13 protein-coding genes are annotated in these 16,527 nt (G+C 47.2%); 9 read left to right on the top strand and 4 right to left on the bottom strand.

Going from position 1 to position 16,527, the window contains the following annotated elements:
* Positions 1 to 112: 112 nt before the first annotated feature.
* Positions 113 to 547 carry a hypothetical protein gene (locus JT719_RS19135; protein ID WP_207435342.1) on the bottom strand — a complete coding sequence of 145 codons (435 nt, stop codon included), beginning with the start codon at positions 545 to 547 and terminating at the stop codon, positions 113 to 115.
* Between the two features lie 659 nt (positions 548 to 1,206).
* On the opposite strand from JT719_RS19135, the gene JT719_RS19130 reads away from it, so the two are divergent.
* The 7 genes from JT719_RS19130 (at position 1,207) to JT719_RS19100 (ending at position 9,777) form a co-directional block, all read left to right on the top strand.
* The gene (locus JT719_RS19130; protein WP_242693358.1) at positions 1,207 to 2,409 is read left to right on the top strand and encodes a porin; all 1,203 of its coding nucleotides are present in this window, start codon (positions 1,207 to 1,209) and stop codon (positions 2,407 to 2,409) included.
* Between the two features lie 43 nt (positions 2,410 to 2,452).
* On the top strand, positions 2,453 to 3,340 hold the full coding sequence (locus JT719_RS19125; protein WP_207435341.1) for a PstS family phosphate ABC transporter substrate-binding protein: 888 nt from the start codon (positions 2,453 to 2,455) through the stop codon (positions 3,338 to 3,340).
* 25 nt (positions 3,341 to 3,365) lie between these two features.
* A complete protein-coding gene (pstC, locus tag JT719_RS19120) occupies positions 3,366 to 4,571 on the top strand; it encodes a phosphate ABC transporter permease subunit PstC (RefSeq protein WP_207435340.1) in 1,206 nt (401 codons plus the stop codon).
* A gap of 3 nt (positions 4,572 to 4,574) precedes the next feature.
* A complete protein-coding gene (gene pstA / locus JT719_RS19115; protein ID WP_207435339.1) occupies positions 4,575 to 5,459 on the top strand; it encodes a phosphate ABC transporter permease PstA in 885 nt (294 codons plus the stop codon).
* A 78-nt stretch (positions 5,460 to 5,537) separates the two neighbouring features.
* Entirely contained in the window at positions 5,538 to 6,290 is a 753-nt protein-coding gene (gene pstB / locus JT719_RS19110; RefSeq protein ID WP_207435338.1) for a phosphate ABC transporter ATP-binding protein PstB, read from the top strand.
* Positions 6,291 to 6,454: 164 nt separating this feature from the next.
* Positions 6,455 to 7,141 carry a phosphate signaling complex protein PhoU gene (gene phoU, locus JT719_RS19105; protein WP_207435337.1) on the top strand — a complete coding sequence of 229 codons (687 nt, stop codon included), beginning with the start codon at positions 6,455 to 6,457 and terminating at the stop codon, positions 7,139 to 7,141.
* A gap of 260 nt (positions 7,142 to 7,401) precedes the next feature.
* Positions 7,402 to 9,777 (top strand): endonuclease, encoded by a 2,376-nt coding sequence (locus JT719_RS19100; RefSeq protein WP_207435336.1) that lies wholly within the window; start codon positions 7,402 to 7,404, stop codon positions 9,775 to 9,777.
* Between the two features lie 197 nt (positions 9,778 to 9,974).
* Here JT719_RS19100 and JT719_RS19095 read toward each other — a convergent pair whose 3' ends face one another.
* Positions 9,975 to 10,163: a hypothetical protein gene (locus tag JT719_RS19095; protein WP_207435335.1), complete on the bottom strand. Its 189-nt coding sequence runs from the start codon at positions 10,161 to 10,163 to the stop codon at positions 9,975 to 9,977.
* A 213-nt stretch (positions 10,164 to 10,376) separates the two neighbouring features.
* On the opposite strand from JT719_RS19095, the gene JT719_RS19090 reads away from it, so the two are divergent.
* Together JT719_RS19090 and JT719_RS19085 are read left to right on the top strand one after the other, a co-directional pair.
* A complete protein-coding gene (locus JT719_RS19090; protein WP_207435334.1) occupies positions 10,377 to 11,342 on the top strand; it encodes a YheT family hydrolase in 966 nt (321 codons plus the stop codon).
* Positions 11,343 to 11,801: 459 nt separating this feature from the next.
* A complete protein-coding gene (locus tag JT719_RS19085) occupies positions 11,802 to 12,311 on the top strand; it encodes a C40 family peptidase (protein WP_242693357.1) in 510 nt (169 codons plus the stop codon).
* A 226-nt stretch (positions 12,312 to 12,537) separates the two neighbouring features.
* Here JT719_RS19085 and JT719_RS19080 read toward each other — a convergent pair whose 3' ends face one another.
* Together JT719_RS19080 and JT719_RS19075 are read right to left on the bottom strand one after the other, a co-directional pair.
* Entirely contained in the window at positions 12,538 to 13,728 is a 1,191-nt protein-coding gene (locus tag JT719_RS19080) for a hypothetical protein (protein WP_207435333.1), read from the bottom strand.
* A gap of 11 nt (positions 13,729 to 13,739) precedes the next feature.
* Positions 13,740 to 16,298: a TonB-dependent receptor gene (locus JT719_RS19075; protein ID WP_242693381.1), complete on the bottom strand. Its 2,559-nt coding sequence runs from the start codon at positions 16,296 to 16,298 to the stop codon at positions 13,740 to 13,742.
* Between the last annotated feature and the right edge of the window lie 229 nt (positions 16,299 to 16,527).

Raw genomic sequence — 16,527 nt, 5'->3', positions numbered from 1 at the left:
GCCCTGTGTAGCGGCAATTTTCAACCACCCGCCACAAACTCCCTGGCCTTGCATATGGTTAGTTGAGAAATGATGATGGAAAAACTATCACCAGACTTCTCTGCCAGTCTCCCTAATACTCGAAGGCATGTAAAGCAGGATGCGTTTTCTTAACCCCTGCCCCATGCAACCATCTCTCTGCCGCTAAAAGGCTATCAAAGATGCACACCTCCACATTCTTCACGTTCAACCGTTTTACGTAATCGGCTTCCATGGTGCTCATAGGAGGTTTTACCCAGGCAAAACATGTACAGGTGGTATTGTCCAAGGCTTTGAATCCTTCGGTGAAGGCCCATTGCGCCGTGGATTTCCAATGCCCGGTTACGTAGGTATTGTTGTTTAACACCTTGGTGCATTTCTCCTGATCCAGCATCTGAAGCATGAGGGTGCATCCGTCCAACACGTTTTGCTTTGTGACATCGCCCCACCAATCTACATACATAGTATCAGTTTTGGCATCCATCCCAATGGTAACATAGGGCTCAATCAGCAACACAGTTCTTGCCATACAATAAAGTTTATGAAGGCGGGGGCTTCCTCTTTTTACAGTATTATTTTAAGAATATTTTAACATGCATACAGTTTACGAAAAAATAGAGTTCCTGCCAGGAGGTAATAAATTATAAAAAGAAAGCCACCTAAGCAAGCGGTTTCTGAGCCGTTTGTGAAAATTAAACTCAAAAACGCTATAGAATACTTAGTATAAATCACCAAAGCACCATTAAACGGGCTTAATTGAAGAACAACTGCCATTTAGCAATTCTTTGGATTGTCCTCACGCCTTAGCTACTCCTACCCCATCAATAGTCTCTTACCGGCAGGCTTAGCCCGGTTTACCACACACAGGCTTGTCTTAACAATTACTTAACATAGCAGTAATATTCAGGCAATACACCCCCTCTACTTTTGCAGCAGAAAAAAGGTAACTGCTCCAAACCTGCAGACTACAGTTTTGGAGCAGTTCTTTTTTTGATGGTAGTGCAAGGGCTTGGCACCAATACCTGCTGAACTTTTACCCTACCAAAGCAATCTCTGTATTCTGACTAAATCCGGGGAGCGCTACAAATTTTAATATAATTATTCATTCACTTTTTGCTTATGTTCTCACCCATAAACAAAAGAGAGATAAGATCTTATTTGCAAAAAATAAGTGCTATCACTGCTTTTATGCTTACTGCTACTATGGCCCAGGCGCAAGAAACCATCACTTCTGCCCAGGATTCAGTGATAGCCAAACCCAAAGCCCCCGAAGCCACCAAATCCCATTGGTATGACAAAATCTCATTGCGGGGCTATGTTCAGATTCGCTATAACCGCCTGCTGGAAACCAATCCTAACTTCCGGACCGAGTACGATAAATCTGTGGGCGACAAAGGCGGCTTCCTGATCAGACGGGCCCGTCTGGTTTTCAGCGGAAACGTGCATGACCGCGTTTACATTTATATCCAGCCAGATTTGGCTTCTACTCCATCAGGCAGCACCAGCCTGCACTTTGCCCAGCTCAGAGACGCTTATTTTGATTTGTCTTTAGATAAGAAGAAAGAGTATCGTCTGCGGGTAGGTCAAAGCAAGATTCCTTACGGCTTTGAGAACATGCAGTCCAGCCAGAACCGCCTCACGCTAGACCGGAACGATGCCTTGAACAGCGCCCTTCCTAACGAGCGTGATTTAGGGGTGATGTTCTACTGGGCTCCGGAGCACATCAGAAAAAGATTCAGTGAACTGGCTAACAGCCGTTTCAAAGGCTCCGGCGACTATGGCGTATTCGGGTTGGGTGTGTACAACGGCCAGACCGCTAACCGCCCAGAGGCCAACAACAACCAGCACATAGTAGCCCGGCTTTCTTATCCGTTTGCTCTTAAAAACGGCCAGATCATAGAGCCCGGTATACAGGCCTACACTGGGGTGTACACCGTTACCTCAGACCAGTTAAGCAGTTCAGATATCAAAGGAGGAAACTTTACAGACCGCCGGGTGGCCGCCAGTTTAGTGGTGTACCCGCAGCCTTTCGGGTTCCAGGCAGAGTACAACGTTGGGGAAGGTCCTGAGTTTGATGCGGCTACCAGAACCATTCAGACCAAATCACTGCACGGCGGATATGCCCAGGCTATGTATGAAATGAAAATAGGCGGGCAAACCCTTATTCCGTTTGTGAAAGCCCAGTACTACAAAGGCGGCAAGAAAGCCGAAACCGATGCCCGCTTTAACAGAGTGTACGAAACCGAGATTGGCGTGGAATGGCAGCCTCTCCCCAACTTTGAGCTGGCTACCCAATACACCATCTCAGACCGTACCTCCCGCGACGGGAAAAGCCTGGACAACCGCCAGAACGGACGCCTTCTGCGTTTGCAGGCCCAATTCAACTTTTAAGACATTTTTTCAAAACTGACGTAATAATTTAAAAATTAAACCTATGAGATCCATCAAAACCCAAATAAGCAGCTTTCTGATAGCTACTTTGTTTCTGGGAGCTTGTGGCGGCGGCAACGATGCCAAGAAAGAGAACACTGAAGCTGACAAATCTGCCACCGGAGCGGCTACCATCACCATCAAGGGAAGTGACACCGTGCTCCCGTTGGCTCAGCAGGAAGCCGAAAAGTTCATGGCTAAAAACGCCGGTTCTGCCATAACCGTAGTGGGCGGTGGTACAGGTGTTGGTCTTTCGGCCTTACAGGAAGGCACCACTGACATTGCCATGGCCTCCCGCGGTTTGAAAACCGAAGAGAAACTGAAGCTGAAAGGCGCCAAGAAAGACGTAAAGGAAGCACTTATTGCCTATGATGCCCTTTCTGTGGTGGTTCACCCAAGCAACAAAGTAAGTCAACTCACCCGCGAGCAACTGGAAGGTATCTTCACCGGTAAAATCACCAACTGGAAAGAAGTGGGCGGTGCCGATGAGAAGATTGTGCCTTACTCCCGCGAGACCAGCTCTGGGACCTATGAGTTCTTCAGAGAGCACGTAATGGACAAAAAGAACTACGCCAACGGTATTCTCATGATGCCTGCCACGGGTTCCATTGTTCAGTCGGTGAGCCAGACGAATGGTGCCATTGGGTACATTGGCTTAGCCTATGAAACCAAAGAAGTGAAAGCGTTGGCCGTGTCTTATGACCAGGGCAAAACATTTGTGGCCCCAAGCGTAGAGGCCGCTAAAAACAAAACCTATCCTATTTCCCGTCCGCTGTTCTTCTTCTATGACGCTACTGCAGAAGCCAAAGTGAAGCCTTTTGTAGACTACGTCATGTCTGAAGAAGGCCAGAAAACGGTACAGGATATTGGTTACATCCCATTGAGCAAGTAATTTTTTTTCGCCTAATCCCATTCTCTTGAAACGGTACTTCAACAACCTAGGTGAAAGAGTAATAGAAGGATTGATCACCCTCAGCGGCACGGTTACCAGTATTACCGTGCTGCTGATTGTGTTCTTCCTCTTCAAAGAAGGCTTGGGCGTATTCAGCCAGACGCCGGTAGCGGAAGGCTCCGTTATTGCCGTTAACAAGCAAAATCCGGTGAAAGAACTCACAGCCTCCCAGGTAAAGGAGATCTTTGACCAGAACATTACCAACTGGAACCAACTGGGCGGCGCCAATGCCCCCATCAAACTGTTTGAGGTAGACGACATCACCGACTACTACACCGAAGAACAGATTGGCTCCAACTTTGAATACCTGCCCCAACGCCTTAGCGAGCTGGTAGCCAAAGACCCTACCATTCTGGCCTTTTTCCCAGAGGAATACCTTGCCAAGGATTTCGCCGGCCGGCGAATTGAGCTGGACAACATCTCAGTAGGCGGATTTTTGGGCGGAAAGGAGTGGTATCCTACCATTCAACCGGCGGTTCAACTGGGGGTTTTACCTCTCATTTTGGGTACGCTGTGGGTAAGCCTGGGAGCTATCCTCATCGCCCTGCCGCTGGGTTTGGCCACCTCCATCTACCTGGCCGAAATCGCCAATCCTAAAGTCAGAAACTTCCTGAAGCCTGTTATTGAGCTATTGGCCGGTATTCCATCGGTGGTGTATGGCTTCTTTGGCTTGGTGGTGATTGTGCCGCTCATTCAGGATGTGTTTGGGTTGCCAGTGGGTGAAACGGCCCTGGCCGGAAGTATTATCCTGGGCATTATGGCGCTTCCTACTATTATCTCGGTTTCAGAAGACGCCATGCGTACCACACCCCGCGCCATGAAGGAAGCCAGTCTTGCTTTGGGCGCCAACAAGTGGCAGACTATTTACCGGGTCATCATCCCGTATTCTATCTCTGGTATTTCCACGGCCGCCATTTTAGGTATCGGTCGGGCAATTGGCGAAACCATGGCCGTATTGATGGTGACTGGTAACGCCTCTGTGATTCCGCATACGTTCCTGGAACCGGTAAGAACCATTCCGGCTACTATTGCCGCAGAGTTGGGCGAGGCCCCGCAGGGAGGTATCCATTTCCAGGCACTCTTTGCGCTGGGTTGTATCCTCTTCCTGATGACCCTGGCCATTAACATGACGGTAGACCTGGTATCTACTAAAAAGAAAGCTAACAGATAAGCCATGAGTTTCGGAAGCAATCCTTCTTCAAATAAAAGCAAGCGGCTTTCCCAGAGCATTGCCTTCTTTATCTTCAGGCTGCTCAGCTTCGCCGTTGTAGCCATCCTGATTGTGATACTGGGTTTTATTCTGGTGAGGGGCATCTCCGTCATCAGCTGGGATTTCCTTACCGAGGCCCCGCGCGAAGGCATGACCGAAGGCGGTATTTTCCCGGCCATTGTGGGTACCCTTTGCCTGGTGGCGGGCAGCATGCTGTTCGCGTTCCCCATCGGCATTCTCTCGGGCATCTACATCAATGAGTACGCCAAAGACAGCTGGTTCAAGCGGTTTGTGAAACTCATGACCAATAACCTGGCCGGTATTCCGTCTATTGTGTTCGGTTTGTTTGGGATGGCTTTGTTTGTGCACCAGTTCGGGTTCGGGGATTCTATTCTGGCTGGTTCCTTGACTTTAGGGTTGCTGGCCTTGCCCGTCGTGATCAGAACCACGGAGGAATCCTTGAAAGCCATTGACAATTCCTTCCGGATTGGCTCGCTGGCTTTGGGGGCCACTAAATGGCAAACCACCAGCCGGGTAGTGCTTCCTATGGCCTTCCCTAACATCATCACCGGTCTGATTCTTTCCATTGGCAGGGTTTCCGGCGAGACGGCTCCTATCCTGTTCACAGTAGCGGCGTACTTCCTGCCCAAACTGCCAACCAGTATCTTTGACCAGGTTATGGCCTTGCCGTACCATTTGTACGTAATCTCCACCAGCGGTACCAACATTGAAGCCTCCAGAGCCATGGCATACGGAACGGCTTTCGTACTGATTGTGATTGTGCTGGTGGCCAACCTGCTGGCCAACTGGCTGCGGCGATATTTCGGTAACAAAGTAAAAATGCATTAATCCTTCGTTTCAGGCCTGGTTTCTGAAAAACCGGCTTAAAACACGATCCTAATTCCAAAGTGCCTTCTTTAGATTGATATGAATAGTATTGAAACCAAAGACGTTCATCTGTATTATGGCGACTTCCATGCCCTGAAAGGCATCACCATGGCCATGAAGAAAAACCAGGTAACGGCTTTTATTGGTCCATCGGGTTGCGGTAAGTCTACGTACCTGCGGTGCTTTAACCGGATGAATGACCTTATTGACGGCGTACGGATTGAAGGCGACATTCTCATTGACGGGACAGACATCTACAAATCTGATATCCAGGTAGACGACCTGCGCAAGCACGTGGGCATGGTGTTCCAGAAACCCAACCCTTTCCCCAAATCCATTTTTGAGAACGTGGCGTACGGGTTGCGCGTGAACGGCACCAAAGACAAGAAATTTATTGAGGAGCGGGTAGAACGATCTCTGAAACAAGCCGCCCTTTGGGACGAAGTGAAAGACAAACTGAAGAAAAGCGCGTTTGAGCTTTCTGGGGGGCAGCAGCAGCGTCTTTGCATTGCCCGCGCCCTTGCCATTGAGCCCTCAGTGCTATTGATGGATGAGCCCACCTCGGCCCTTGACCCACTTTCTACCGCCAAAACCGAGGAGCTGATTCACCAGCTGAAAGAGAATTACACCATTGTAATTGTAACGCACAACATGCAGCAGGCCGGCCGCGTGAGCGATTACACCGCTTTCTTCTACCTGGGCGAACTGGTAGAGTACGCCAAAACCAAAACGCTCTTCACCAACCCCAAAGACCAGCGCACACAGAATTACATTACCGGCCGTTTTGGTTGATAAAAAGGCTCTGCTGGTAACCCAACCCTTCTGTTTCAGGCCTGTTTTAAGAAAATGGGTATAAAAACAAGAGGAGGTTTCAGGTTACTTAAGCGAAGGAGCCATCATCAGGAAAAGTAAATTTGCTTTCATTCAAGTACTTTCCTTACCCAGAATCAAGAGATATGAACCAATTAGATAAAGAACTGCTCCGGATCAAGAACAAGGTGGAGGAGATGTGGGATTTGGTGGATTTCCAGTTACAGTCTGGCCGCGATGCCCTGGTTAACCCTAACGAGGACCTGACCAGGAAGATCATCAAAAGCGGAAAGAAAGTAAACGCCTACGATATCAAAATTGACCGGATGTGCGAGAACATCTTCGCGCTGTTCAACCCGGTGGCGGTAGATTTGCGGTGGGTTTTGTCTATCCTGAAGATCAACTCCAACCTGGAACGCATCGGAGACTCCGGCGAAAGCATTGCCCATATGCTGAAGGAGGCCAGTCTGCCCATTGAGCCTACCCTGCTGCAGGAGAGCCGGGTTCTGGAGATGTACGATGCCACCACCGCCATGCTGCAAAACGTACGGCAGGCCTTCCTGGAAGAGAACACAGACCTTGCCCGGCAAGTGATCAAACAGGACAAGATCCTGAACAAGATCCACGCCAAGACAGACAAGATGCTGATGAATTACTTCCAGTCTCACCCAGACAACATTGCCCAAAGCTTGAAGGTGTCTGGAATTATTAAAAAACTGGAGCGCATTGGCGACCATACCACCAACATTGCCGAAGAAATTGTATTCTACGTAGATGCCAAGGTGGTAAAGCACAAGCAGAAAAAGAAGAAAAAAGACAAAGGCGAAGAATAGGTTTCTGGCCTGTTTTTGCTGAATTTCAAAGAAAGCCTGAGACAAACCTCAGGCTTTTTCTTTTTTAATATTCTGTTTCTGCTTGGTTTCAATGTTCTAAAACCGGGCAGGAACAAGCTCTCTTCCATTGGCCTGAAACACTTTCAACGATTAGTTCTACTTTCTATAGGAGTTAACCTTAATTTAACACAGATACTCCAACATTCTTATTCAAAGAAGAGCAGGCTTTGTACCTTTGCAACTCATCAGCTTCTCTTCTCATGAATAAATCTTTACGCCTCCTCCTGACAGTATTGATGGTGAGTTGGTGCGGGATCTCTGCATCCATTGCGCAAACCGCCCCACCTGCTAACCTAAGCGGCTCTGAACTGAGGGCCTGGTTCCGCCAGAATTGGTACGACGGCAAACGCCAGGTTCTGAGTTACTCTACGGCCCGCGGCAAAATGTACCACTACGTAGACAATTACAACGATAAGGTTACCTGCGTTTACTCCGGTTTTGAGCAGGCCTTTGCCTACAGCGAAACCAGCACCTCAACTGACATTGCCAACATCAACTGCGAGCATACGGTACCGCAGTCCTGGTTTAACGAGGTAGAGCGGATGCGTACCGACATTCACCACCTCTTCCCTACCGTGATCCAGTGGAACAGTGACCGGGGCAGCGATCCTTTCGCCGATATTCCGGATACTCAAACAGCTAAATGGATCAGGCTGAATTCTTCCCAAACTACCATTCCAACCAGCAACATTGACGAGTACAGCGAGGACACCAACACCCAGTTTGAGCCCCGCGAAGTACACAAAGGCAACCTGGCCCGTGCCATCTTCTACTTCTACACCATGCACGAAGGGCAGAACTTTGAACAAGGCAAAAACACCATCAGCGCCGCAGCCGATATGCAGACGCTGTACCAGTGGCACCTGCAAGACCCGGTAGATGCTCAGGAACTGGAACGCAATAACCGCATAGAGCGCGTACAAGGCAACCGTAACCCGTACATTGATTATCCAGAGATGGTGGCCTCGGCCTGGGGATTCACGCCGGCCACTTGCTCCCCCACTACCCAAGCCAGCCAGGTTGCTATCTCAGAGGCTACCCAAACCTCTTTCAAGGTAAGCTGGACCAATGGAAACGGTAACCGCCGCCTGGTAGTAGTACGCGAAGGCGCCGCACCCAACTTTACCCCCACCGGCACCTACACCACCGGAATTAGCGCTGATTTCTCCCAAGCCGCTGACCAAACCAATGGAAACAAAATTGTGTACAGCGGCTCAGGAAGCTCAGTAACCGTTACTGGTCTCACCGCTACCCGCACCTACCACGTACAGGTATTTGAGTTCTGCAGCACAGACAATACCTACAACACAACCGCTGCCCCAACGGCGCAGACCACTTTACCAGATTACACCTGCGCTGGCGCTCCAAGCCAAAGCGTTACCAACCTGGCCTCTTCCAACATTGCTACTGGCGGATTTACCTTAACCTTCACGGGTGGCAACGGTGATAGCCGCCTGATTCTGGTGAAGGAAGGCAGCGCTCCTACCGCAACTCCACAAAACGGTACTTCCTACGCCTCAGCTAACCTGAATTTCTCCAGCGCACCGGCTTTGGGCGATGCCAAAGTGGTGTACAGCGGCAATGCCACCAGCGTAAACATCATGGGCCTAAAATCCAATACCGAATACTACGTGGTAGCATTTGAAAGCTGCTCTAACGGATGGCAATACTCCGCTGCCTCTACCGTTTTGCTTGTAAAAACCGAAACAGCCGGAGGCAACCTACCAGCGGGCGTAGTGGCAAGACAAGACTTTGAGAACAGCTCTGACGATGGCTGGGCTGTTACGTCAGGCTTCAGCAGCTCCGCTGAAAACACGGGCACTCCAAATGGCCAACGCATACACGGCGGCGCTAAATCCTTGCAAGTGAATGCCACAACCGCCGAGGTCACTTTTGAGAATATCTCTACCACCAACTACCAGAACTTAGCGCTGGAATTCTTCAACAGCTCTATTTCTATCAACACCAATGGAAACGGGATGGACCTCAATGACTTCATTGAAGCATATGTAGCCCTGAACGGAGCAGGCTTTTCTGCTACCCCAGACATCAAAATCACTGCCAATACCACCGGTAGCAACATACGCTATGGCATGAACGGAACAGGCGTCCTGGAAACCACTGCCGGAACTCCCCTGACTAAGACATTTTTGGTAACGAACGAAGTAACCGGCGACAATGCCCCTTCACGGGTGGTTGTACGCATCCCTAATGGTACTACCTCGGTACAGCTAAAATTGGTTGTTAGAAACAATAACTCGAACGAGGTGCTGGCAATTGATGATGTTACCCTTTACGGCACTTCCACCCTCACCGGAATCTCTAAAGAGTTAGAGGGCAAATTGACACTCTTCCCTAATCCTACTTCAGGTATCTTCACCATCAAGGCTCCTGCCGGCCTTAGGCTGATAGAAGCCCAGGTGTACAATGCCGTTGGAAAACTTGTTGCTGCAAAACAGGCTTCTACTGCCGGTCAGCCCACCACGTTCAACTTGCAATCATTGCCAAAAGGTGTTTACCTGATTCACCTCAAAACCGATAAAGGCACCACCGTACGCCGAGTGGTACTTCGGTAAGACAAAAAGAACATATCTCTGTTTTTATCCCATATTTCCATAAACAGCTCAAAAAGAAAGGCCGTCTCTTAGAGACGGCCTTTCTTTTTGAGCTGTTTAAAATCCAATCAGGCATAATCCACAGCCGCTTTACAATAGTAGCGTATATAGGCAATGAAAACAGGTCCTATCTATGCAAAGAGGCTTTTACCAACCGTTCAGGCACAAATAGCATCAAAGCCTAATTGTTGCCGGTACATGGCTTTCAGCTTCTCTAACTTGGCCTGAGACGATGTAATTAGTTGCTCTCCAGTCATAAACCCTTCAGTAGACGCCTGAGACGCCTCCTCTGGGGAGCTATAATCCTCCAGCCAGCCGTTTTGTATGGTTACTTCTTGGTTCAGCATAGCCTCTTTAATTTAATTTCTTATTCAAAACTATCATTCTTGATAATGACCTGCTGAAGTTTTAGGTCTACTTAGCCCTTCTCACGCTGAATGCCACCAAAAGCCTGACGAATTAATAAAGTACAATTATTAACTCTCCCCGCGTGCATTCACCTTGGCCCCTTGGAGCTAATGAGTTATTTTTGGAGAAGGTTTACCAATTTGCTTACACCAATGCCCGTACTTCCAAGTCCAGACTACAAGCCTCCGCTTTACATGTTCAATGGGCATTTTCAGACCATTCTTCCCAGTACGCTTAGAAGAACGCCTCCTCTTAGCTATAAAAGGGAGCGCATTCAAACGCCAGACAAAGACTTCCTGGACCTGGACTGGTCTATTGTAGATTCAGATACTTTGGTGGTGCTGTGTCATGGGTTAGAGGGAGATACGCACCGGCCTTACATGAAGGGGATGGTGCTGGCCTTGAACAAAGCCGGTTGGGATGCCCTGGCCTGGAACTTCAGGAGCTGCAGCGGCGAGCCCAACCTTTTGCTACGGTCTTACCACATGGGAGCCGTAGAAGACCTGGATTGGGTTATTCGGCATGCGCTTAGCCAAAAAGCCTACCAAAACGTTTTTCTGGTAGGTTTTAGCATGGGCGGCAACCTAATCCTGAACTACCTTTCTCAGTGGGCCTCAAAGGTGCCTTCGCAGGTTCAGAGAGCGGCCGTGTTCTCGGTTCCCTGCCATTTGAAGAGTGCCTGCCAGCAATTAGCCAAGCCCCAGAACCGGATTTACATGAAGCGATTTCTCAAGAGCCTGCACCTGAAGCTTCAGGAAAAAGCCCAGCGCTTTACGGTAAACCTGGACGACTATCATCTCATTACCACCTTTGAGCAGTTCGATGATCGTTTCACAGCTCCTCTGCACGGTTTCAAAAACGCCGAGGAGTATTATGAGAAATGTAGTTCTGTACAGCACCTGCACAAGATAACCGTGCCTACCCTACTGGTGAACGCCAAAAACGATCCGTTCCTTTCTCCTGAGTGCTTTCCTGTGGAGCAGGCTTTGCAGAACCCCAACTTCTACCTTGAAATCCCGAGTGGAGGCGGTCATGTGGGGTTTTCAGAGAATTTCTTCAAGAACCTCTACTACTCAGAAAGGCGTGCGGTAGAATTTCTGCAAGGCAGAACCAGCTAGTTTTAAGCCTGATTTTCACAAAACAGGCCCAAAACACCACTTACTACTTCCCTGAAAACCACTTCTGATTTTATTTATTTGAACACCAAGCATATAGCCTTGCTAACGGTTTGGGTTGCATCTTTTTAGATACTGCCTTATCATTGCAGACGTTAGCATAGGGGTTCTTGGCAGATTGGATGTCTACTGATTACTTCTACTAAAAGAGTAAGGTTGAAACGAAGGGTAAGGTTGGAAACTCATTTTAATAAGGATTTGATCGCTTTACCATTGATTGATATTGAAATGCGCCTCCAGAGAAAAACTTCAAACACCGTATCCAGAACATCTTCCCTTTTCCTTTTAAGCCTTTCCCTTCTCCTGGGCTCCTGCGGGAAATCATCTTACTCAACGTTCAGCAAACCCAACGAAAAATACAGGTCTGCAAGAGAGATTGCCGAGCTCAAGCGCAAAGAGCGAATGGAGCGTCGCACCGGGGGTGGCCGCAAACCGGTTAAAGAAATTCACCTCTCCACGGGTAAAAGCAGGAAAGGTCCGAGCTCTATCCATATCTCCAGCAACCACTCCTCTTCTGTACGCCGCGATATCCAGACGGTGATCTCCACCGCCCGTTCTTACACCGGCACGCCATACCAATTGGGCGGCACCACCCGCATAGGCATGGATTGCTCAGGCTTGCTGTGCACCTCTTACCAGGCCATAGACGTGCAACTGCCGCGCACCTCCAATGAACAAAGCAATTTTGGCCCCGCCATTTCCCCTGCTGAACTGCAGGCCGGCGACCTGGTCTTCTTCAGCTCCTCTCAAAGTGCTTACAACATTACCCACGTAGGCATGGTTACTGAGGTCAAAGGTCAGAACGATGTCTGGTTTATCCATGCCTCCACTTCTTTAGGTGTTAAAGAGGATAATCTGTTTAGCCCCTATTATCAGAAAATATTTGTAAAAGCAGTGCGGCCAAGCATCTAACAATACTTTTATTCTAACAATAATTTTATCAGGATAGGATCTCCTATACCTTCCTTCACCTTCTTAGAATCTGAGTGCCTGAAAGCTTAGTTGTTAGGTTATCAGCGATAATGATGACATCTTCCAGTATCGGGCCAATGATTTCACCTTTGTGACTTGTATGTTTTAGCATAAAAAAAGGCCCCGTCACCATTGACGGGGCCTTTTCTATTGTACATTCAATTTGTTATTGAATTACTTCGTAATTACCAGATTCTTTCTTCTCAAGTGTAGTCTGAACAGTTGTATTGCTTCCTCTGTAAACAATGTAGGTAAGCTGATACTTCTGTCCAACTTCAGCGTTAGGGTATTTAGCTTTCAAAAACTCGGCTAAGCCAGCAAAGATTTGGGCTTCGGTCCAATATCTTGTATCTGTACCGTTACCCACCTGATAGAAGTTCTTAAACTGTTTCAGGTTATCTCTGTTGGCTTGTGTTCCAACATTTGAGAAACCAGCTATCATCTCATAATCGGCTGCCACAAGGGTGTATCTAACAGTAAGATCAGGTGCCCATACACCATTTTTGCGCAGGAAGGTAAGTGTTCTTGGTTCAGTAGAGAAGTAGTTATTTGGGATTCTGGTCCAGTTGCTACCATCATACATCATTCCCATTACCTGCTGCAACGTTGAGGAAGAACTCATACGCACTGCATAACTCACGTACTGTACATCACCAGCTTTCGCTCCAAAAATTTTGTTCTTTAAGAAGTTATCAAAGAACCCAGGCAACAAAGCTTCATCTGCAGGAGCAAAAGCATTGTTTCTGTTCCGCTCTACTTTAAGATAATCTTCAGTAGTAACCAAGTAAGCATCTTCCCATCTACCGTTGGTGTAGTAGTAAGAATCTGTTCTGGTCTGTGAAGTTGGAGACTGGTTGTTGCTGAACCATGTAAAAGTTAGGGTTACCAGTCTGCCTTGTAAAGGCGTAGCGTATCTGGTATTCAGGAAAGTCTCAATCTGTGACCATCTGTCAAAGTTCTTGAAAGTTGTACCTCCTAAGGCATAATCAGCATCTGTCAAGGTGTAGGCATCACGCTCTGCCACAGTATTACCCTTGAAAGCAAATTTCAGGGCGTTGTAAGTAACATTGATGATGTCGCCTTCCAGAAGTTGTGGGTAGGCAGTGTTCAAATAAAGAGGAATAAATTTGGCAGCCTCTTCTTCTGAAGCAAAGTAATAGTTGTTGCCTACGTAAGAAGGAACATCATTACCCTTAATGTCTTTGTAGTTGGTTTGACTTAAGGTAATGTCAATGTTCTGATATTCGCTTCTATCACGTGGCAGCGCATCCAACTCTTCATATACATCTTCCATTGGATCACATGCGCTCACCAGCATGGTCATCACAGAGAAGAACAAATAAACTATCTTTTTCATGTTGGTTCTTATTAGAAGTTAATTCTCAAAGTGGTAGTCCAGGTTCTGCCTTGTCCAAAGTATACTGATGAGTTACTTGCATTGCTTACAGCAGGAGCATCACCACCAGGAGATACGAAGTTGGCCAGAGCGTCAGAGATGTATTCTGTGTTGAATACGTTGTTCACGTTACCGATAATAGAAGCATTCAGGCCTGCGAACTTAAATCTGTAAACTGCATTCAGATCAAGCAGTGAGTAGTTAGGCACTTTCCAGGTACCAGTTGCTCTGTTGTTAGGTAAGCTTACCGGGTTGAAATCTGCGCTGAAATCTGCATAGTAGTTATAGTCAGCACCAATTTTCAGATCCTCAATGATGTTTACATCCAAGCCAAGAGCAGCAGTTGTCTGCGGAGCATCACCTACTTTCAAGCCAGCAATGTTGAATGGCCCAATGATTTGTTCTCTGCTTAGGTTAGAGCTTTCAACAACCACTTGGTCTACGTTGTTCAACCAGGTCCAGTCACCTACAGAAAGCATACCTCTCAAGTTCACACCTTTGATTGGGTGATACTCAAAATCCACCTCAACGCCTTGGTGTAATGCATTCACCCCTAAAAGGTTCACGAAGATTGGGTTACCATCCTGACCTGTAAAGTTTCTGGCAAGGGTTCTGTCTTTCCAGGTAGTTCTGTACAAGTTCACGTTAGCTGTGAAGATGGAGCTTCTGTAGCCATACCCTAATTCATAGCTCAGGATTTTCTCATTCTCAGCTTCTTCGTTAGGCAAGTTTTGGTTTGTTGTGAAATCTCTTCCTGGGAAAACAGTAGTGAAGAAAGGAGCTTTCTCAAAATAACCCACGTTGGCGAAAACGTTGTGGTTTTCGTTCAGGTTGTAGTTAGCACCACCTTTGGCTTGGTAACCGAAGAAGTGTACTGTTTTACTTTCGCGGTTAGGATCGTCGGCAGTGTATCTGAAGTAATCGAATCTCTTGTAAGAGGTGTTGGAAGCAGCTAAGGAAACGAAAGCCGCTAAAGGACCGGTTTTGTACTCACCTTGCAAGAAACCACCTTCCCAGAACACCAGACCATCCCAGTTGTAACCAATCTTGTCACCAGTCTTGGCCATTTTGTTTGGATTGTTGATGTCACCACTAGCTCCTGTGGTATATCTATCCAGAACATAATCAGCTCCTAATAAGTTACGGACTGAGTTGTAGTGAATACCTCTGTAGTATCTTAAATCAAGACCACCCAATAAGTCAAACTTATCTGTCAATGACTTTTGGTAAGTGCTCAAGGTACCTACCCATACGTGATCATTTCTGTTAGACTGCAAGAACGCCACAGCTCTGCCATCTGGTGAAGCCACATTCTGATCAACCAAAGCATTGATGTCTACTGGTGAATATTCTCCTCCAGTTCTTGTACCCAGGAATAGGTTGGCATTGTTAGGGAACTCGTTACCACCGCGGCCAATAGAAGCATACACGGCTGTAGACAAGGAAGACGATTCATCAATTGTCCAGTAGTGGTTCAAAGACAACTGTGGTTTATGGTAGAAGTTACCGCTGATGGTTTTGTTCTCACCATTCAAGATTCCCCAGTTAGGGTTGAATCTGATTCCTTGCGGAGCATCTCTGTAATATTGAATACCTCTACGCTCAAATCTTGAACCATGGTATTGTGGGGCACCAAAACCTGTTAAGGAAAGCGTATGGTGCTCATTGATAATTTTAGAAACGTTGAAGAAGTAAGTATATGCTTCATATGCTAATCCTTCAAACCAACCGTCTCCGGTGTTTCTTGAGCCTGCAATTGAAAAAGCCCAACCCTTTTCATTCAGTCCTGAAGAAAGAGAGAAGGCGGTCTTGTTGTAGTTGTTATTACCAATAGACTGAGAGATGAATCCTCCTCTTTTTGCGTCAGTTGTTCTAGTGGCAATGTTGATAGTCCCTCCAATAGAAGGAACTGCTACTCTTGAGGCACCAAGACCTCTTTGAGTCTGCATGAATCTTGTCACATCCGTTAAACCAGCCCAGTTAGACCAGAAAACACGGCCGCTTTCCATGTCATTCACCGGAATACCGTTGATGAGAACAGCAATGTTGGCACTCTGGAAACCACGCATGTTGATTCTGGCATCTCCAAATCCACCGCCTGACCCTCTGGTTGCATACACCCCTGGGGTAGACTTCAATAACTCAGGAAATTCCTGCTGGCTGGCTTTCTCTACAATCACGTCACTAGTGATAGTAGACATAGCTACCGGTGTCTCTCTCTCAATTGCGAAGCTGTTTGCAGTTACAACTACTTCATTGATGCTGCTTGCATTTGCCTGCAATTTGATGGTACCTGCATTTGAGCCAGTAACGGCTACTTCCTGCGTCACATACCCTACATAGTTTACTACTAAAGTAATGTTGTCAGCATTTACTTTAATTGCGAATCCTCCATCAATGTCAGTTGACACACCATCTGTGGTGCCCTTCACACCAACAGATGCGCCTGGCAAGGACTCCTGAGTCACCGCATCAATTACTTTACCTCTAACTGTTCTCTGTGCAAAAACAGACAGGGAGCTAAAAAACATCAGGACAACTATTATAAATAGTTTCCGTTGTAAAAAGTTTTTCATATAAGGTTGTTGTTCTTTGCCGCAAAGGTAAGAACGAAATCATAATTTTTTTAACTCACATGTTAAGATAAAATTAACAAAGTCGCTCCCAATCAACGAATTACCTCCTTTCAAAGAGCAGACCGTTCACAGTTCTATTAAAATATTAAGAAACTCACAAAGAACCTTTCATAATTTTGAAAAA

The organism is Sabulibacter ruber (genome assembly GCF_017355955.1).
In the GTDB taxonomy this organism is placed as follows: domain Bacteria; phylum Bacteroidota; class Bacteroidia; order Cytophagales; family Hymenobacteraceae; genus Nibribacter; species Nibribacter ruber_A.
The sequence above is the reverse complement of the archived record's forward strand: the minus strand, read 5'-3'. Positions and strand labels throughout refer to the sequence as shown.